Consider the following 16,022-nt stretch of genomic DNA (forward strand, 5'->3'; position numbering starts at 1 on the left):
GGATGCGGCTTGCAGGCGAGGCCAAGCTCCCACGGGTTTTCGTGGGGGAGTCGGACCGGTACGAGGGTAGACCCCTTTACGAGGCCATCGTCCTCGAGGCCCAGCGCTTCGGCTTGGCCGGAGCCAGCGTCTTCAAAGGCTTCATGGGCTACGGGGCCCACTCCCGCATCCACACCGCCAAGATCCTCCAGCTCTCGGAGGACCTGCCGGTCATGGTGGAGATCGTGGACGAAGAGGAGAAGATCCGGGCCTTCCTTCCCACCTTGGACCGGATGGTGCTAGAGGGGCTCGTCACCCTGGAGCGGGTAGAGGTGGTCCGCTACCTGCCCAAGGAGGAGCGGTGAGCTCGGCTTGGCGTTTCGTGTTGGCCATCGGCCTGGTGAGCCTCCTGGCCGACTTCACCTACGAGGGAGGCCGGGGCATCTCCGGGGCCTTCCTGGGAACCTTGGGGGCTACGAGCCTCCTGGTGGGGGCGGTCTCGGGGGTAGGGGAGTTTCTGGGCTATGCCGTCCGCCTGCTCTCGGGGCAGTTGGGGGAGGGGCGCCGGGCCTGGCCGCTTCTCTACCTGGGGTACAGCCTCAACCTCCTTGCCCTCCCCGCTCTGGCCTGGGTAGGGAGCCCCTACGCCGCGAGCCTCCTTCTCTTCCTGGAAAGGCTGGGCAAGGGGCTGAGGACTCCCGTGCGCGACGCCCTCTTGGCTCGGGTGGGCAAAGAGGTGGGCCTGGGCCGGGCCTTTGGTGTTCACGAGCTCATGGACCAGGGAGGGGCCTTCCTCGGTCCGCTTTTCGTAGCCCTGGCCGTGGCCCAAGGGGGGTACCGGCTGGGCTTCGCGGCTCTACTGGTGCCGGCTCTTTTAGCCTTGCTCCTCCTTTGGCGGGTCCGGGGGCTCGAGCCCGAGGATCCTTCCCGTTCTATACGGGAACCCCTTCCTCGGACTTTCTTCCTCTACCTGGCCTCTGCCCTCCTCTTCGCCTTGGGCTTCGCTCACTTCCAGATCTTGGCCTTCCACCTGGAGCGGTTGGGGGCACCCCCGGCAGGGATCCCCCTCCTCTTTGCCCTGGCTATGGGGACCGATGCCCTCCTCGCCCTCCTGGGGGGCCTGGCTTTTGAACGGGTGGGGTTTAAAACCCTTTTCCTCGTGCCCGTCTTGGCCGCCTTGGCCACACCCCTTGTCCTGATGGGGAAGGGTCCCTGGGCCTGGGCCCTGGGGTGCGCCCTTTGGGGAGGGGCCTTGGGCTTACAGGAGAGCGTGATGCGGGCTGGGGTAGGCTACCTCTCCCAGGGTTCGGCCTGGGCCTACGGCCTCTTTGACGGGGCCTTTGGCGTCGCCTGGCTCCTGGGGAGCCTTCTCATGGGCTACCTCTACGCCCTTTCCCCCGCCCACGCCGCTTGGGCCGCCCTGGCCCTAGAGGCCCTGGCCCTCCTTTCCCTCGTCCCCTTGGCCCGAAGGGGGGTGGGTTAGGATGGCCTTCTTCCGCCGCAAGAGCCCGAGGGGGCCCAAAGAGGGTCTGGAAACCGAGATAGACCTTTTGAGGGAGAAGGTGGCCCGCCTCGAGGCGGACTTGGCGTTGTTGCGCCAGAAAAACGCCGAGTTGGTCCGGGAGGCCTCCCCTGCCCTTAAGGAGAACGCCGTCCTCCGCTACGAGCTCTTCAAGTGCCAGCAGGACCGCCAGGTGCTGGAGTTCCACCTCTCAGGGCTTCGGGCGGAGCTCCGGGGCACCCTAAGCCTCCTCCAGCGCCACGCCCCCGGGGAGCCGCCCAAGGGAGAGCCCGCCCTCGCCGCCCTCCTGGACCTTCTGGAGGTAGGGCGGCGGCTTGGGTTGGAGGTAGGGGCTTTCCGGGAGGCGGAGGAAGCGGCCCGCACCGCCTTAGGAGGAAGGGCTTTCGCCCCCGAACGGTTCCTCGCCCTGCGCCTCTCGGCCCTTCTCGCCGCGCTGGAGCATCTCCTGGACGAAGAGCTCCGCCGGGCGGAGAGGCCGGGAGAAGGGCTTAAGGCCTACCCGGAAGCGCTGGAGCGGGTGCGGGAGGCTTTGGCCAGGGCCCTGGCAGGAGGGAGCGCCGAGGGATGAAGGTTAGGGAACCAGGACCAAGGGCCTGTGCAGGTGGAGGGCCGCCCGCACCGAGGTGTCGGGGAAGACCACCTCTTCCCAAAGCGCCTGGGGGTGGTGAGGGACCACCAAGAGGCCCAGCCTGGCCTCTTCTTCCTTGAGAAGGGCGAAGGGCCGCTCCCGTAGGAACAAGGGTTCTGCCACCACTCCCTCGGTCCGGGCACGAGCGGCGAGGCGTTCCAGTAAACTCCGCTCCTCGGTGACTTCGCCCGCCTCGAGGGCCGCCTCCTCCAAAACCAGCTCGGGAGGAGTCTCCGCCAGGGGAACATGGGGTACCGCGCCCAGAAGGCGGAGGGAACGGCCCAAGGCCCGGGCCAAGTCCAGGGCCAGGGCAAAAGCCCGTTCCCCAGCCTCTCCCTCCTCTACCAGGAGACCCACGGGCCCCTCCTCCAGCTCCCCTCGGGCCAGGAAGAGGGGCCGATCCAGGTGGTGCACCAGGTAAAGGGCCACCGAACCCAGGAGGAGGGCCCCTAAGAGGGTGTGGTCCCGGGCACCCGCCAGGAGGGCATCGTATTCGCGCGCGGCCTGGAGCAGGGCGGGGCCCACGGGGCCCTCTAGGTAGAGGGTCTCCGCCTCGAGGCCCATCCCCCGGGCCCGCTCCTGCACCTTAGCCAGGTAGGCCCGCCCTGCCTGGCGGAAGGCCTCCCTCACCTCCTCCGGGTCCAGGCCCTCGAGGCCCAAGACCGCAGGGGCCACGTCGGCCACGTGGGCCAGGGTAACCCTCGCTCCCCAACCGCTTAAGGTGCGAGCGAGGGCCAAGACAAGCACCTCTCCCCGCCCCGGGGACACCGCCACCAGAAGACGCCGTGGAAACATGGCCTTAACTTTCCTCTCCAAGGGTGAAGAGGAATGAAATCCTTGTGAGCTCCGTGAAGAAGGGTTTCAGCTCCGCTTTAGCCCCTGGGAGCAGGATGCCGGATGGAGGTGATGAAGGATGCGCAAGTACCTCTGGCTCACCGCCCTCGGCGCAGGCCTCGCCCTGGCCCAACCGGTCCAGGCCCCTGACCCCGCCCAGCACGGCTTCCCCCAAGTGGTGGCCTCCATCGTCCTGAACCCTTGGGACTACCTGCGCCTGGGCCTGGGCCGCCTGATCCTCACCGCGCCCGACCAGGCCTTCGGCCAAGACCCCGTGCGGCTGGAGCTCCTTTTGGGGGACCCCGCCTTCTGGCAGGCCTACGCCCCCAAGGGGGAACGGGTGGTCTACGCCTTCGCCCTCAGGGTGACCGACCTCAAGACGGGGGAGCGAGTCCTGCGTTTCAGCAAGCCCCTCCACCTGAGCTTCTACGGCGAGGGGATCAACGAGAAGGCGGGCTACTACGACGTGGCCCTCACCGACCCGCCCCAGGTAAGCCCGAACCCCGTGAAGCCCGTCGTCCGGGTCTACCACCTGGGCGCGCGGCACCAGACGGGGTGGCTCTCCCACCCCCTGGCCGGGGCCGCCGTGGGCTGGCTCATCACCGTGCCCGCCCCTTAAGGAGGGGGTAGCGGCGGGGAGGGAAAGGGGCTAACATAGGGTAGGGCTCCGAGAGAGAAAGGAGGCAACAGTATGCTTCGCAAACTAGGCGTTACGGGAACCCTGGCAGCGCTTCTCTTGGCGGGGGTCCTGGTCTGGTGGGGGCTGGACCGGGTGGACGGCCAGGGGCAGGGAACCCCGGTCGCCCCTTCTTCCCAGGGCCTCCTCCCCGACGAGGCCAACACCGTGGAGATCGCCGCCAAGTACGGCCCCGGGGTGGTGTTGGTGGAAAGCCTCATCCCCGGGCAGACCCTTCCCCCCAACGTCCCGCCGCAGTTCGCCCCCTTCCTGGAACCCTTCCTCCGGCCCCCCCAGGTGGGGACGGGCTCGGGCTTCTTCATCGACCCGGAGGGCCACATCCTCACCAACTACCACGTGGTCCAGGGGGCGAGCGAGGTCCGGGTGCGGCTCTACGGGGACCCCAAGCGCTATTCCGCCAAGGTGGTGGGGGCGGTGCCCGCCCTGGACCTGGCCCTCCTGAAGGTGGGGGTCCGGCCCAAGGTGGTGCTTCCCCTGGGGGACTCGGACCGGGTCTTGGTAGGCCAGAAGGCCATCGCCATCGGCAACCCCTTCGGCCTGGAGTTCACCGTGACCACGGGGGTGGTGTCCGCCATCCGCCAGAACCCGGGGGCGGTGGACCCCCTGGTGCCCAAGCTCATCCAAACCGACGCCCCCATCAACCCGGGAAACTCCGGGGGGCCCCTTTTGAACTCCCGGGGCGAGGTCATCGGGGTCAACACCGCCATCCTCTCCCCTTCAGGCCAGGTGGGGGCCCCCCAGTACTCGGGGATCGGCTTCGCCATCCCCATCAACCTGGTGAAGGCGTGGCTCCCCGAGATGCGGGCGGGCAAGCAGGTGACGGAGGCCGAGATCCTGGCCCGGAGGCCCCGGCTCGGGGTCCAGGTCTTCCCCTTGGCCGCGCTTCCCCCGGAGGTGCTCAGCCAGTACGGCCTTCCCCCGGAGGGCCTGATGGTGGAGAAGGTGGACCCGGGCTCCCCCGCGGCCAAGGCCGGGCTCCGGGGGGCCACCCGGTTCGTCGCCCTGATGGGCCCCGGGGGGCAGGAGGCCCAGGTGGGGGTGGACGGGGACGTGCTCCTCGAGGCCAACGGCAACCCCCTGGTGGCCCCCCCGGACCTCGCCAACCTCATCGCCAACCTCAAGCCGGGGCAGGCGGTGACCCTTAAGGTGTGGCGGCAGGGAAAGACCTTGGAGGTGCGGGTGGTCCCGGAAGGGGGCAAGCCATGAGCCCGGGAGAGCTTCTCAACGGCCTCTTCTGGCTCTTCCTCATCTTTACCTTCCTGAGCCCCTACCTCCAGCGCCAGGCCTTGGAGGCCGCCCGGACCCGGACGCTCCTCGCCTTGGAAAAAAAGCGGCAAAGCCGGGTCATCACCCTCATCCACCGGCAGGAGGCCATTAGCCTCCTGGGGGTCCCCGTGGTGCGCTACATCGACGTGGACGACTCCGAGGAGGTCTTGAGGGCCATCCGCCTCACCGATCCCCAGGTTCCCATCGACCTCATCCTCCACACTCCGGGCGGGCTCGTCCTGGCGGCGGAGCAGATCGCCCTGGCCCTCCTCCGCCACCCCGCCAAGGTCACGGTCTTCGTCCCCCACTATGCCATGTCCGGAGGGACCCTCATCGCCCTGGCCGCCGACGAGATCGTCATGGACGAAAACGCCGTCTTAGGGCCCATTGACCCCCAGATCGGGGAGTACCCGGCGGCGAGCCTCCTCGCCCTGGTACAGACCAAGCCCTTGGACAAGATAGAAGACGCCACCCTCCTCAAGGCGGACATCGCCGCCAAGGCCATGAAGCAGGTGGCGGAGGTGGCAGAGAAGCTCCTCGCCAAGCACATGGACCCCGACAAGGCCCGCACCACCGCCCGGCTCCTCTCCCAGGGCACCTGGACCCACGACTACCCCATCACCGTGGAGGAGGCCCGGGGCCTGGGCCTCCCCGTGTCCACGGCGATGCCTCGGGAAGTCTACCAGCTCATGGAGCTCTACCCCCAGGCCCAGATGCGTAGGCCCAGCGTCCAGTACGTCCCTATGCCCTACGGCCGCGGAGGTGCGCGGTGAAGCGAGGTTACGACACCCTCCTCACCCTGATGACGGTGGTCCTGGTGGGCCTAGGGTTCACCAGCTTCTACTTCGCCCTGGCCTACCTGCGGGCGAAGGAGGGGGCGGGACCCACGCCCCAGGCCGCAGGCGCCCAGCCCGGATCCTACCCCGCCCTGCCCGCGGACTTCCCCGAGCCCCTGGATCAGGTGGTAGCCCTGGGGAAGGAAATCTTCCTCCATACCAAGGACCATCCCCTATCCAAGCCCTACGTGGGGAATGCCCTCAACTGCACCTCCTGCCACCTGGACGGGGGCACCAACCTCAAGGCCCTGCCCTTGGTGGGCACGGCCACCGCCTTCCCTGCCTACTCTCCCCGGGAGAAGGCGGTCATTAGCTTGCAAAACCGCATCGGCGACTGCTTCATGCGGAGCATGAACGGGACGCTACCCCCCTTGGGAAGCGCCCCCATGGTGGCCCTGGAAGCCTACATCGCCTCCCTCTCCCAGGGCATGCCCCTGAAGATGAACCCCAAGAGCCCCACGGGGCCCAACGCCTTGAAGCCCCTCCAGGTGGACTGGACCCGAGCCGATCCCAACCGAGGCCAGGCCCTATATGCCCAGAAGTGCGCCGTCTGCCACGGGCAGAAGGGGGAGGGCCAGGTGGGACCCCCGCTCTGGGGCCCCCGCTCCTACAACGCCGGGGCGGGGATGGCCAACTGGAAGAACCTGGCCGCCTTCCTCCACGGGGCCATGCCCCTGGGCAACCCCAACCTGACCCCGGAGGAGGCGAGGGACATCGCCGCCTTCGTGGACAGCCAGCCTCGGCCCGACTTCGTCCTTAAGGACCACCTGCCCCCGCCTGCGGGCCTGGGCGCCTACACTTCCAAGGTGCTGGACGAGACCAAGAGGGTGGAACCGGTGAAGCCATGAAGCTGGTGATCTTTGGGTTCACGGGGGATCTGGCCCGCAGGCTCCTGGTCCCCGCCCTCCTCCGCCTTTGGGCCCGGGGGGAGGTGGGGGACCTCGAGGTCCTCGGCCTCGGCAAGGAGGCCTGGAAAGAGGAGGAAGCCCTAGACCGGATGGAGGCCTTTCTCAAGACCCTACCGGGCGTGGCGCTGGAAGCCTGGCCCGCACTCCGCAAAAGGACCCGTTACCTTCAGGCGGAGCTCACCCCGGAGGGGCTTCGGGGCCTACAGGGCCTCGAGGGGGACGCCGTCTTCTACCTCGCACTCCCCCCTGCCCTCTTCGCCCAAGCGGCGGAGGCCCTGGGGGCACTGGGCCTGGCCGAGGAGAGAACCGGCTTCCGCAGGCTGGTGGTGGAAAAACCCTTCGGCACCGATCTGGCCTCGGCCCAGGCCCTGAACCGGGCCCTCCACCGCCACTTTGGGGAGGAGCAGATCTTTCGCATGGACCACTTCCTGGGCAAATGGGCGGTGGAAAACCTCCTGGCCACCCGCTTCGGCAACCGTTTCCTGGAACCCCTGTGGCGAAGCTGCCACGTGGAGTGGGTGGAGATCACCTACGCCGAGACCTTGGGCCTGGAGGGACGGGCCGCCTACTACGACGGGGCCGGGGCCTTAAGGGACATGCTCCAGAACCACCTGATGCAGGTCTTCGCCCTCACCGCCATGGAGCCGCCCGCCCGCCTGTCCGCTGAATCGTTACGGGCGCGGAAGGTGGAAATCCTCCGGGCGGTCCGCCCCATCCCCGACGGGGCCCAGGGCTTCGCCGCCCGCGGCCAGTACCGGGGCTACCGGGAGGAGGAGGGGGTTCCCAGGGAAAGCCGCACCGAAACCTACGCTGCCTTGAAGCTTTACGTGGACGACTGGCGCTTCCAAGGGGTGCCCTTCTACCTGCGAAGCGGTAAGCGCCTGGCCAAGGACGCAGGCTACGTGGCCCTGGCCCTGCGGGCCGTGCCCCCAGGGTGCTTCGGGGAGGTGGACCGGGGGTACCTGGTCTTCTGGCTGGGCCCCGGCGTGGGCCTGGACCTCACCCTCTTCGGCAGGGCTCTGGGCGGGAAGGGCCTGGAGCCCCACACCCTCCGCTTCCGCCCCGAGGGGACCCCGGAACACACAGCTTATGAAGAGGAGCTCCTCGCCGTCCTCCAAGGCGACCTGAGCCACTTCCCCTCGGAGGAGGAGGTGGAGGCGGCCTGGGCCATCGTGGACCCGGTGCTTAGGGCCTGGCGGGAGGGGAAGCCGGAGATCTACGAGGAGGGAAGCGAGGGCCCGGCCTCGGCCCAGGGCCTCCTGGAGCCCGGGCACCGCTGGCTTCCCTTGGGAGGTGGGGCATGATGCGCTTGATCGGATTGGGCAGGATGGGCCTCGGCATGGCCCGCCGCTGGCACCGGAAGGGCCTGAAGGTGGTGGGCTACGACCCCGACCCTAGAGCCCGGGAGCGGGCAGAGGCCTCGGGGGTGTGGGTTCGGGAAGACCTCCAGGCCCTGACGGAGGGGGCTCCGCCGCGGCTCTTCTGGCTCATGGTCCCCCACCCGGCGGTGGAGGAGGTCCTCGAGGTCCTGTTCCCCTTCCTACGGCCGGGGGACTTAGTGGCAGACGGGGGGAACAGCTTCTACAAGGACTCCCTCCGCCGAAGCCGCGCCCTGGCGGGAAAGGGCGTGGGCTTCGTGGACGTGGGCGTCTCCGGGGGGGTGCGGGGGGAAGAGGAGGGCTATGGGCTCATGGTGGGAGGGGAAGGGGCCCACGTGGAAGCCTTCTGGCCCTACCTGGAGGCCCTGGCCCCGGAGGGGGGCGGCCTGGTCCACGCCGGAGGACCAGGGGCTGGCCACTACGCCAAGATGGTGCACAACGCCGTGGAATACGGCCTCATGGAGGCCTACGCCGAGGGGGTGGAGCTCCTCGCCGCCGGGAAGGAGCTGGGCCTGGACCCCGCCCAAGTGGTGGCCGCCTGGCGCCAGGGCACCATCGTCCGCGGCTTCCTCCTGGACCTTCTGGCCGAGGTGCTGCGGGAGGGGGTGGAGGGCATTGCCCCGGTGGTGGCCGAGACGGGGGAGGCCCGCTGGGCCCTCATGGAGGCCCTGGAAAGACGCGTGAGCCTCCCCGTCATCGCCCAGGCCCTCTTCGCCCGGCTGGAAAGCCAGGACCGGGAGGGGCTACGCTACCGGGTCCTCGCCGCCCTCCGACACGCCTTCGGTGGCCACGGGGTGGTGCGGGAAGGAGGGGAAGGGTGAGGGCAAGGCAAGCCAGCATGGTGCACATGACCGTGGAAGCTTATCCCACCCGTCTCCAGGCCCTCGAGGCCGCCCTGGCTTGGCTTTTAGACCGCCTGGCCCACGCCGCCACCGGGGTGCTGGCCGGGGGCGAGACCCCCCTCCCCCTCTACCGGGCCCTCCGGGGGCTCCGCTTCCACACCACCTTCGTGCTTTCCGACGAGCGCTGGCTCTCCCCCGAGGACCGGAACACCAACCTCGCCCGGGTGGCCGAGGCCCTGGGCCCCCAGGCGGACCACCTCCTCCCCTTCCCCCTGGGCCTCCCTCCGGAGGAAGCCCAAAGGCGGATGGAGGCCCGGGTGCAGGCGCTTCTTCCCTTAGGCTTCGCCCTCTTGGGCCTGGGGGAAGACGGGCACACCGCAAGCCTCTTTCCGGGCCACCCCGCCCTGGAAAGCCCCCGCCTGGTGGAGGTGGTGCGGAACAGCCCCAAGCCCCCTCCCTTACGCCTCACCCTCACCCCCAAGGCCCTCTCCACGGCAGGTGAAGTGGTCTTTCTGGCCCTGGGGGAAGCCAAGCGAGAGGCCGTGCGCCGACTAAAGGCCGGAGAAGACCTCCCGCCGCGGCGGATCCTGGCCCCCAGGGTGCGCCTCATCACCGATCAGGAGGTCTAAATGGAAGCTTTTGGAAAACCCGGCATCCCTCCCACCTGGGCCACGAGCGACAAGGACCGGGTGGGCACCGCCCTGGGCACGAGCCGCCTCTGGTTCACCCTGGGGCACGGCATCCTGAACGAGGTCTTCTGGCCGAGCGTGGGCCGCCCCCAGATCCGCGACCTGGGGTTCATCGTGGCCCGGGAAGGCTTCTGGGCGGAGGTGAAGCGGGTGGCCCGCTACCGGATCCTGGAGGAGGACCCCGCCTTCCCCCTGGTGGAGGTGGTGCACGAGGAGGAGGGGTACCGCCTCCACCTGGCCTTCGTCCCCGACCCCAGAAGGGACGCCCTCCTCATCGGCTTCCGCCTCGAGGGAGAGGGCTTCCGCCTCTACCCGCTCCTGGCCCCGCACCTGGGGGGAAACGGATGGGGCAACACCGCCTGGGTGGAGGCGGGGGCCCTGCTGGCAGCGAAGGAGGAGGAGGCCCTGGCCCTCGTGGGCCCCTTCGCCCGGGGAAGCGCCGGGTACGTGGGCTTCTCCGACGGCTGGCAGGACTTCGCCCAAAACGGGGCCATGACCTGGACCTTCCCCCGGGCCGAGGACGGGAACGTGGCCCTCATGGGGGAGGTGCTGGAGGCCAAGGGGACCCTGGCCCTGGCCTTCGCCACCACGCCGGAAGGGGCCAAGACCCTGGCGAAAAGCGCCCTCGCCGAGGGGCTCGAGACGGTGCGGGCGAGGGTACGCGCCCTCTGGCAGGGGGTTCTGGAAGGGCTGGACCTCGAGGGTCCCGACCCTGAACTCCAGGCCCTCGCCCGCCGCTCCTTCCTGGTCCTGAAGGCCCACGAGGACCGCACCTACCCCGGTGCCCTGGTGGCGAGCCTCTCGGTCCCCTGGGGCAACACCCGGGACGACCCCGGGGGATACCACCTGGTCTGGACCCGGGACGCGGTGGAGGCGGCCTTCGCCTACCTGACCCTAGGGCGGGAAGAGGAGGTCCGCACCGTCCTCGCCTATCTGGCGGCCACTCAGGAGCAAGACGGGCACTGGCCCCAGAACTTCTTCCCGGAAGGCCGTCCTTACTGGCAGGGAATCCAGCTGGACGAGACGGCCCTGCCCGTTCTCTTGGTGGCGGCCTTAAAGGAGCGGGGCGGGCTGAACGGGGCCTTTCCCCTAGAGACCGCTCGCACCCTGGTGCGGCGGGCGGCAGGCTTCCTGGCCCGGGAAGGACCGGTGAGCCCCCAGGACCGCTGGGAGGAGAACCCGGGGCTTTCCCCCTTCACCCTGGCCACCACCATCGCCGCCCTGGCGGCGGCCGCCCTCTACGGCTTTCTGGAGGGGGAGGAGGCGGAGTACGCCCTCTCCCTGGCGGACTGCTGGAACGCCCGCGTGGAGGAGTGGACCTATGTGGAGGGCACCGCGCTGGATCGCTCCCACGGCACTCGAGGCCACTACGTGAGGATCGCCCCTCCCGGACCCCTGGGTCCCCGGGGCCGGGTAGAGGTCAAGAACCGGACGGGGGTGAGCCTCGAGCCCGCCGCCCTGGTGGGGCTGGAGTTCCTGGCCCTCCTCCGCCTGGGCCTGAGGCCTCCCCAGGACCCCAGGGTCCTGGACTCCCTACGCCTCGCCGACGCCCTCCTCCGGGTGGAAACCCCCACGGGGCTTTTCTACCACCGCTACCCGGAGGACGGGTACGGAGAACACGAGGACGGCCACCCCTTTGACAGCACGGGGAAGGGCCGGGCCTGGCCCCTCCTTACCGGGGAGCGGGGGATGGCCGCCTTCCTCCTGGGCGAGGACCTCCTTCCTTACCTCCGCTCCATGGCGGGGGGGACGGGGAGAGGAGGGCTCATCCCCGAGCAGGTGTGGGACGACGCTCCCATCCCCGAGCGGAACCTCTTCCCAGGAAAGCCCACGGGAAGCGCCCAGCCTTTGGTCTGGGCCCACGCGGAGTACCTGAAGCTCTACCTGGCCTGGGCGAGGGGCAAAGGCCCCCCCGAACGCCTGGGCCGCGTGGCCGCCCGCTACTTGGAGGGCAGGCCGAAGCCCCGGGTACGCCACTTCCGGCGGGAGGTGCCCCTCGAGGCCCTGGCCCCCGGGGAGCGCCTCCTGGTGGAGGAGCGACGTCCCTTCCTCCTCCACCTGGGCTTTGACGGCTGGAAGGAGGTGCGGGATGTAGAGAGCGAGCCCCTGCCCTTTGGCCTCCACGGGGTGCTTCTGGACCTGGAGGGCCACGGAAGCCTGGAGTTCACCCTCTATTACCCGGAGGAGGGCCGCTGGGAGGGGCGGGACTATCGGATAAGGAGGGCATAGACATGGAGCAAGAGGATCCCAAACTCAGACAGGAAAGGCGCTTTATGCTCGCCCTGATGGGCACCAGCATCGGCTTTGCCACCCTGTCGGCCCTTCTGGTGGCCAAGGACCTCATCCCCAAGCCAAGCCAAAGCCCCGACCGGCTCCCTCCCCAGGTGGGGGACATCCTGGTGCACGCCACCGGACACACCCAGGGGCAGCCCCTGGACCCCACCGCCTTACCCCTGGGAGGGCCGCCCCTCCTGGCCTACCCCATGGACCCCAAGACCGGGGTGGTGCGGAGCGGCGACCCCAAGGGCACCCTCCTGGTGCTCCGCCTGGACCGGAAGCGTATGGCCCCGGAGGTGGCCCGGTACGCGGCGGGGGACGTGGTGGTCTACTCGGCGGTCTGCACCCACCTGGGGTGCATCGTGAGCCTCTGGCACCAGCAGGGGATCATGCAGTGCCCCTGCCACGGGGGGGAGTACAACCCCTACACCGACCAGGTGGTGGGAGGACCACCCCCTAGGCCCCTCCCCCTCCTCCCCGTGAAAGCCGAGGGCGGCAAGCTCGTGGTTTCGGGGCCTTTCAGCGGCCCCGTGGGGGTCCTGGGGTAGATTCAGGGCATGAGCTATCTGGACTTCGCCCTCCTCCTGCTTTTAGGAAGCGCTGGGGCAGGGCTGGTGGGGGCCTTGACGGGGTTGGGAGGCGGGGTGGTCCTGGTGCCCATGCTCACCCTCCTCTTCGGTGTGGACCTGAAGCTGGCCCTGGGAGCTTCCTTGGTTTCGGTCATCGCCACCAGCAGCGGAGCGGCGGCGGCCTACGTGCGGGAAGGGTTCACCAACCTGCGGGTGGGCATGCTCCTGGAGGTGGCCACCACCCTGGGAGCGGTGGCGGGGGCCACCCTCACCGCCCTCCTGCCCCACCGGGCGGTGGCCACCCTCTTTGGTTTGGTCCTCCTCCACGCCGCCTACACGGGGCTTAGGCACCGGGAGCGGGAGGGGCATCCCGACCCCAGCCCCTCCGACCCCTTAGCGGTGCGCCTGCGCCTTCCCAGCACTTACCCGGGCCCCCGGGGACCCGTTCCTTACCCCGTGCGCCGGGTCCTCCCCGGCTTCCTCCTCATGGGGCTTGCAGGGGTTCTCTCGGGGCTCCTCGGCATTGGCTCGGGAGCGGTGAAGGTTCTGGCCATGGACCGGGTCATGGGGCTCCCTTACAAGGTCTCCACCACCACCTCCAACTTCATGATCGGGGTCACCGCCGCCGCCAGCGCCGGCATCTACGTAAAAAACGGCTTCATCCATCCGGACCTGGCTTTCCCCGTGGTCCTGGGGGTGCTGGCAGGCGCCCTTCTGGGCGCCCGGATCCTTCCAGGAGCCAAAGTGGCTAGGCTCAGGCTCCTCTTCACCGGGGTCATCGTCCTCCTGGGCCTGGAGATGGTGGCCCAAGGGCTTCGGGGGTGAAGGATGGCCCTCCTCTTAAGCCTGGCGCTGCGGGGAGGGGTCCTCCTGGCGGCCCTCCTTGTTCTCGCCGGGGGCCTTTGGGAACTCGTTGCTCGGGGAACGGAACCCGCGACCCAGATTTTGGCCAGTCCCCCCGGTCCGTGGGTCTGGAACCCTCTGGACCTGGCCTCCCGGGGGATTCGGGGGGAAGCCCTCGCCCTGGTGCAGCTTGGCCTCGAGGTCCTCATCCTGACCCCCGTGGTTCGCGTGGCCCTTTCCCTCGCGCTCTTTGCCCTGGAAAAGGACTGGGTCTACGCGGGGGTGGCCTTGTGGGTGCTCGGACTCTTGGGGCTCAGCCTCATGGGTATTCTTTGATAACAATAACTACTTGCAATATAGGCTGCGGCCTGCCAAAATGGTTCCATGCGGCTGTCCCGCCTCCTCCCAAAGGACCAAAGGTTCGTCCTGCAGGTGGTCCAGCCTGCCCTTCTCGGCCTCATGGACGGCTCCGTTTCCACCCTGGCCCCCATCTTCGCCGCTGCGGGCCTCACCCAGCGCTCCCACGATGCCTTCCTGGTAGGCCTGGCGGCCTCCCTGGGGGCCGCCCTGTCCATGGGCTTGGCCGAGGCCCTCTCCGATGACGGCAAGGTCACGGGGCGCGGTCACCCCGTCCTGCGGGGTGGGGTCACGGGTCTGGCCACCTTCCTGGGCGGCATGTTTCACACCCTCCCCTTCCTGATCCCCCAGGTCCGGACCGCCCTCTTCCTGGCCTCGGCGGTGGTGGCGGTGGAGCTTCTGGCCATCGCCTACATCCGCTACCACTTCATGGGAAGCCCTCTCCTCCGCACGGTGGTCCAGGTGGTGCTAGGAGGGGGTCTGGTCTTTTTGGTGGGGCTAACCTTGGGCCGCCTGGGAGGCGGGTAGGCTCCGAAGCCAGGCGAGGACGCCGTCCAGTTGCTCCTCCCCAAGGTACAGGGTGCCTTGAAGGCCTTCTACGCCGAGGCTGGAGGGCTCAAAACGCACGGCAAAGGCCTGCTCCAAGGCCTTCCACGCCGCCCTGGAGGGCAGGGTGACCTGGAGGGCCAGACGCCCTTCCCGAACCAAGACCGAGTCCATAAAACGGGCGTTGGGCACCCGCACCTCCCCCTGGGGCCCCTCCAGGACGGTGTGCACCAGGGTAATGTCCTTCACACGTCCCCGGTACTCCACCCCCCCGTAAGCCCAGGAACGGGCCCGGACGGGGTCCCCGAGCCTGATGGCCCCGGAAAGCATAAGGACCACGCCCGAAAGAATGTTGGAAAGGGTTGCCTGGGCCGCCAGGCCGGCCACCGCGCCCACCACGGCGCCTCCGGCCAGGAAGGCCGTGGGGTGGTACCCCGCGGTGGAAAGGCCCAAGGCCAGGACCACCACATACCCCAAGGCCTCCAGCACCCTGACCCCGGGGGACAGGTGGGCTAGGCCCACCCTGGCCAGGGCCCTCCTGCCCAGGCCCGAGAGGGCGTACACCAGAAGACCACCCGCCAGCACGAAGATCAGGCCCAAATAGCGGGCGAGGCCCTTGACCCCCAGGTCCTCGAGGATGGGGGGCAGGACGGAAAGAAGCCCGAGTCCTAAAGCCAGATAGGCGAGGTACCGGCGCATGCTCCCAGTATGCGGCCCAGCCCGCAGACCCCGCTACCCTCGCCCATAGGGAACGCCCCAAGGCCTCACGGGGAAGGCCCGCTTGGGCCACGCCGGTTTCGGGGCGCCTTTTACCTCCGTGTTACCTTCCCACCCTACCCTAAGGGCGCCTAAGGGGGAAAGCCCCAAGGCAGAAGGAGGAAACCATGAGGAAGCTCACCACGATCGGTCTTGCGGCAACGGCGCTGGCGGCTTTCGGTCTAAGCCTGGCGGGGAAGACGCAACAGGGGGCCCAGAGCCCGAGCTACCAGGGGTCCATCCCCGTGCAGGAGGATAGGAGCGAGGACCAGGAGGCCGCCCTCTACCAGAACCTGGCCAAGGTGACCCGCGACCAGGCGGTGACCGCCGCCCAGCAGGCCCTCGGCACCCAGGCCGCCCCCACCAAGGTCCAGCTTGGGGTGGAGAACGGCTACCTGGTCTGGGAGGTGGTGATCGGAGACCAAGAGGTGAAGGTGGACGCGGGGACGGGGCAGGTCCTGCACCGGGAGGCCTACGGCCAGGAGGAAAAGGGCGCCGCCCACGAGGAGCACGAAGCCCAGGGCGAGCAGGAGAACGCGGAGGAGGGCAACTAGCCCCCTGGACCCCCCGGGAAGCGCCCCTCCCGGGGGGTTCTTTTGAGGACGCCTATGAGAAACCTTCTCCTCACCCCGCTTCTCTTCCTGGGACTGGCCCTGGCCCAAACCTGGCCCACCCTTGGGCCCATGGAAGCGGCGCAGATAGCCAAGCAGCATCTGGGCGCTCCAACCCCGCCGGAAGAGGTCTCCCTCTCCTGGCGCAGGGACAAGCCGGTCTACGCCGTGGACCTGGCCCGGGGAAGAACCCTGGTCCAAGTCCGCGTGGACGGCCTTTCCGGAAGGGTCCTCGAGGCCGTGCCCCTCAAAGAAAGGGCCCTGGGCAGAAAGGCTTGGCTTCTAAACCCACCCAAGGTGTCCTTCCAAAAAGCGGCCACCCTGGCGAAAAAAGCCCTCAAGGCTCGAGGTCCCGTGGCCGAGGTAGCCTACCAGGTGTGGCGGGGCCGCCCCGTCCTCCGGGTAGACATCGGCCCACGCCAGGCGGTGCTGGACGACAGGACCGGGACCCTCCTGGGCCTTGGGCCCGCGGGGCAGTAAAGG

Annotated in this window: 19 protein-coding genes; 17 read left to right on the top strand and 2 right to left on the bottom strand. The window is 69.0% G+C overall.

What is annotated here, in order from left to right; genetic code table 11:
• Positions 1-2 precede the first annotated feature (2 nt).
• Genes ACY5J6_RS06260 through ACY5J6_RS06270 form a run of 3 tightly spaced genes read left to right on the top strand, consistent with a single transcriptional unit; the run spans position 3 to position 2,069 of the window.
• On the top strand, positions 3-344 hold the full coding sequence (locus ACY5J6_RS06260; RefSeq protein WP_462844143.1) for a DUF190 domain-containing protein: 342 nt from the start codon (positions 3-5) through the stop codon (positions 342-344).
• Positions 341-1,462, top strand: a complete 1,122-nt coding sequence (locus ACY5J6_RS06265; protein WP_462844144.1) for an MFS transporter — start codon at positions 341-343, stop codon at positions 1,460-1,462. Before ACY5J6_RS06260 ends, ACY5J6_RS06265 begins: the two co-directional genes overlap by 4 nt.
• A 1-nt stretch (position 1,463) precedes the next feature.
• Positions 1,464-2,069 carry a hypothetical protein gene (locus tag ACY5J6_RS06270; RefSeq protein WP_462844145.1) on the top strand — a complete coding sequence of 202 codons (606 nt, stop codon included), beginning with the start codon at positions 1,464-1,466 and terminating at the stop codon, positions 2,067-2,069.
• A 3-nt stretch (positions 2,070-2,072) separates the two neighbouring features.
• On the opposite strand, the gene ACY5J6_RS06275 is transcribed toward ACY5J6_RS06270, so the two are convergent.
• On the bottom strand, positions 2,073-2,924 hold the full coding sequence (locus tag ACY5J6_RS06275) for a universal stress protein (protein ID WP_462844146.1): 852 nt from the start codon (positions 2,922-2,924) through the stop codon (positions 2,073-2,075).
• A gap of 118 nt (positions 2,925-3,042) precedes the next feature.
• Here ACY5J6_RS06275 and ACY5J6_RS06280 point away from each other — a divergent pair, with 118 nt between their 5' ends.
• The 12 genes from ACY5J6_RS06280 to ACY5J6_RS06335 all read left to right on the top strand — a co-directional run bounded on the left by ACY5J6_RS06280 (position 3,043) and on the right by ACY5J6_RS06335 (position 14,154).
• On the top strand, positions 3,043-3,582 hold the full coding sequence (locus ACY5J6_RS06280) for a hypothetical protein (RefSeq protein WP_462844147.1): 540 nt from the start codon (positions 3,043-3,045) through the stop codon (positions 3,580-3,582).
• A gap of 72 nt (positions 3,583-3,654) precedes the next feature.
• On the top strand, positions 3,655-4,866 hold the full coding sequence (locus tag ACY5J6_RS06285; protein ID WP_462844148.1) for a S1C family serine protease: 1,212 nt from the start codon (positions 3,655-3,657) through the stop codon (positions 4,864-4,866).
• Positions 4,863-5,699 carry an SDH family Clp fold serine proteinase gene (locus ACY5J6_RS06290; RefSeq protein WP_462844149.1) on the top strand — a complete coding sequence of 279 codons (837 nt, stop codon included), beginning with the start codon at positions 4,863-4,865 and terminating at the stop codon, positions 5,697-5,699. Before ACY5J6_RS06285 ends, ACY5J6_RS06290 begins: the two co-directional genes overlap by 4 nt.
• Entirely contained in the window at positions 5,696-6,610 is a 915-nt protein-coding gene (locus ACY5J6_RS06295; protein ID WP_462844150.1) for a c-type cytochrome, read from the top strand. Before ACY5J6_RS06290 ends, ACY5J6_RS06295 begins: the two co-directional genes overlap by 4 nt.
• On the top strand, positions 6,607-7,974 hold the full coding sequence (gene zwf, locus ACY5J6_RS06300) for a glucose-6-phosphate dehydrogenase (RefSeq protein ID WP_462844151.1): 1,368 nt from the start codon (positions 6,607-6,609) through the stop codon (positions 7,972-7,974). The genes ACY5J6_RS06295 and zwf overlap by 4 nt, the downstream gene beginning before the upstream one ends.
• Entirely contained in the window at positions 7,971-8,870 is a 900-nt protein-coding gene (locus ACY5J6_RS06305) for an NADP-dependent phosphogluconate dehydrogenase (RefSeq protein ID WP_462844152.1), read from the top strand. Before zwf ends, ACY5J6_RS06305 begins: the two co-directional genes overlap by 4 nt.
• Positions 8,867-9,520 carry a 6-phosphogluconolactonase gene (locus tag ACY5J6_RS06310; protein ID WP_462844153.1) on the top strand — a complete coding sequence of 218 codons (654 nt, stop codon included), beginning with the start codon at positions 8,867-8,869 and terminating at the stop codon, positions 9,518-9,520. Before ACY5J6_RS06305 ends, ACY5J6_RS06310 begins: the two co-directional genes overlap by 4 nt.
• Entirely contained in the window at positions 9,521-11,809 is a 2,289-nt protein-coding gene (locus ACY5J6_RS06315; RefSeq protein WP_462844154.1) for a glycoside hydrolase family 15 protein, read from the top strand.
• Between the two features lie 2 nt (positions 11,810-11,811).
• Positions 11,812-12,405 (top strand): Rieske (2Fe-2S) protein, encoded by a 594-nt coding sequence (locus ACY5J6_RS06320; protein WP_462844155.1) that lies wholly within the window; start codon positions 11,812-11,814, stop codon positions 12,403-12,405.
• 9 nt (positions 12,406-12,414) lie between these two features.
• The gene (locus tag ACY5J6_RS06325; protein ID WP_462844156.1) at positions 12,415-13,251 is read left to right on the top strand and encodes a sulfite exporter TauE/SafE family protein; all 837 of its coding nucleotides are present in this window, start codon (positions 12,415-12,417) and stop codon (positions 13,249-13,251) included.
• 3 nt (positions 13,252-13,254) lie between these two features.
• Positions 13,255-13,605 carry a DUF1634 domain-containing protein gene (locus ACY5J6_RS06330; RefSeq protein WP_462844157.1) on the top strand — a complete coding sequence of 117 codons (351 nt, stop codon included), beginning with the start codon at positions 13,255-13,257 and terminating at the stop codon, positions 13,603-13,605.
• 48 nt (positions 13,606-13,653) lie between these two features.
• Entirely contained in the window at positions 13,654-14,154 is a 501-nt protein-coding gene (locus ACY5J6_RS06335; RefSeq protein WP_462844158.1) for a VIT1/CCC1 transporter family protein, read from the top strand.
• Here ACY5J6_RS06335 and ACY5J6_RS06340 read toward each other — a convergent pair.
• Positions 14,125-14,871 (bottom strand): mechanosensitive ion channel domain-containing protein, encoded by a 747-nt coding sequence (locus tag ACY5J6_RS06340; protein WP_462844159.1) that lies wholly within the window; start codon positions 14,869-14,871, stop codon positions 14,125-14,127. The genes ACY5J6_RS06335 and ACY5J6_RS06340 overlap by 30 nt on opposite strands.
• A 185-nt stretch (positions 14,872-15,056) precedes the next feature.
• Between ACY5J6_RS06340 and ACY5J6_RS06345 the strand changes: the two genes are divergently transcribed.
• Both ACY5J6_RS06345 and ACY5J6_RS06350 read left to right on the top strand, forming a co-directional pair.
• A complete protein-coding gene (locus ACY5J6_RS06345) occupies positions 15,057-15,482 on the top strand; it encodes a PepSY domain-containing protein (protein ID WP_462844160.1) in 426 nt (141 codons plus the stop codon).
• 54 nt (positions 15,483-15,536) lie between these two features.
• Positions 15,537-16,019 carry a PepSY domain-containing protein gene (locus ACY5J6_RS06350; protein ID WP_462844161.1) on the top strand — a complete coding sequence of 161 codons (483 nt, stop codon included), beginning with the start codon at positions 15,537-15,539 and terminating at the stop codon, positions 16,017-16,019.
• Positions 16,020-16,022 lie beyond the last annotated feature (3 nt).

It is taken from the genome of Thermus sp. H19.2, assembly GCF_054979525.1.

Bases quoted from the DNA above. Each gene is read 5' to 3' on its own strand.
- ACY5J6_RS06270 (WP_462844145.1), top strand. From the start codon at position 1,464: ATGGCCTTCTTCCGCCGCAAGAGCCCGAGGGGGCCCAAAGAGGGTCTG.
- ACY5J6_RS06340 (WP_462844159.1), bottom strand. From the start codon at position 14,871: ATGCGCCGGTACCTCGCCTATCTGGCTTTAGGACTCGGGCTTCTTTCC.
- ACY5J6_RS06280 (WP_462844147.1), top strand. From the start codon at position 3,043: ATGCGCAAGTACCTCTGGCTCACCGCCCTCGGCGCAGGCCTCGCCCTG.
- ACY5J6_RS06290 (WP_462844149.1), top strand. From the start codon at position 4,863: ATGAGCCCGGGAGAGCTTCTCAACGGCCTCTTCTGGCTCTTCCTCATC.
- ACY5J6_RS06320 (WP_462844155.1), top strand. From the start codon at position 11,812: ATGGAGCAAGAGGATCCCAAACTCAGACAGGAAAGGCGCTTTATGCTC.
- ACY5J6_RS06285 (WP_462844148.1), top strand. From the start codon at position 3,655: ATGCTTCGCAAACTAGGCGTTACGGGAACCCTGGCAGCGCTTCTCTTG.
- ACY5J6_RS06325 (WP_462844156.1), top strand. From the start codon at position 12,415: ATGAGCTATCTGGACTTCGCCCTCCTCCTGCTTTTAGGAAGCGCTGGG.
- ACY5J6_RS06260 (WP_462844143.1), top strand. From the start codon at position 3: ATGCGGCTTGCAGGCGAGGCCAAGCTCCCACGGGTTTTCGTGGGGGAG.
- ACY5J6_RS06345 (WP_462844160.1), top strand. From the start codon at position 15,057: ATGAGGAAGCTCACCACGATCGGTCTTGCGGCAACGGCGCTGGCGGCT.
- zwf (WP_462844151.1), top strand. From the start codon at position 6,607: ATGAAGCTGGTGATCTTTGGGTTCACGGGGGATCTGGCCCGCAGGCTC.
- ACY5J6_RS06305 (WP_462844152.1), top strand. From the start codon at position 7,971: ATGATGCGCTTGATCGGATTGGGCAGGATGGGCCTCGGCATGGCCCGC.
- ACY5J6_RS06350 (WP_462844161.1), top strand. From the start codon at position 15,537: ATGAGAAACCTTCTCCTCACCCCGCTTCTCTTCCTGGGACTGGCCCTG.
- ACY5J6_RS06315 (WP_462844154.1), top strand. From the start codon at position 9,521: ATGGAAGCTTTTGGAAAACCCGGCATCCCTCCCACCTGGGCCACGAGC.
- ACY5J6_RS06335 (WP_462844158.1), top strand. From the start codon at position 13,654: ATGCGGCTGTCCCGCCTCCTCCCAAAGGACCAAAGGTTCGTCCTGCAG.
- ACY5J6_RS06330 (WP_462844157.1), top strand. From the start codon at position 13,255: ATGGCCCTCCTCTTAAGCCTGGCGCTGCGGGGAGGGGTCCTCCTGGCG.
- ACY5J6_RS06275 (WP_462844146.1), bottom strand. From the start codon at position 2,924: ATGTTTCCACGGCGTCTTCTGGTGGCGGTGTCCCCGGGGCGGGGAGAG.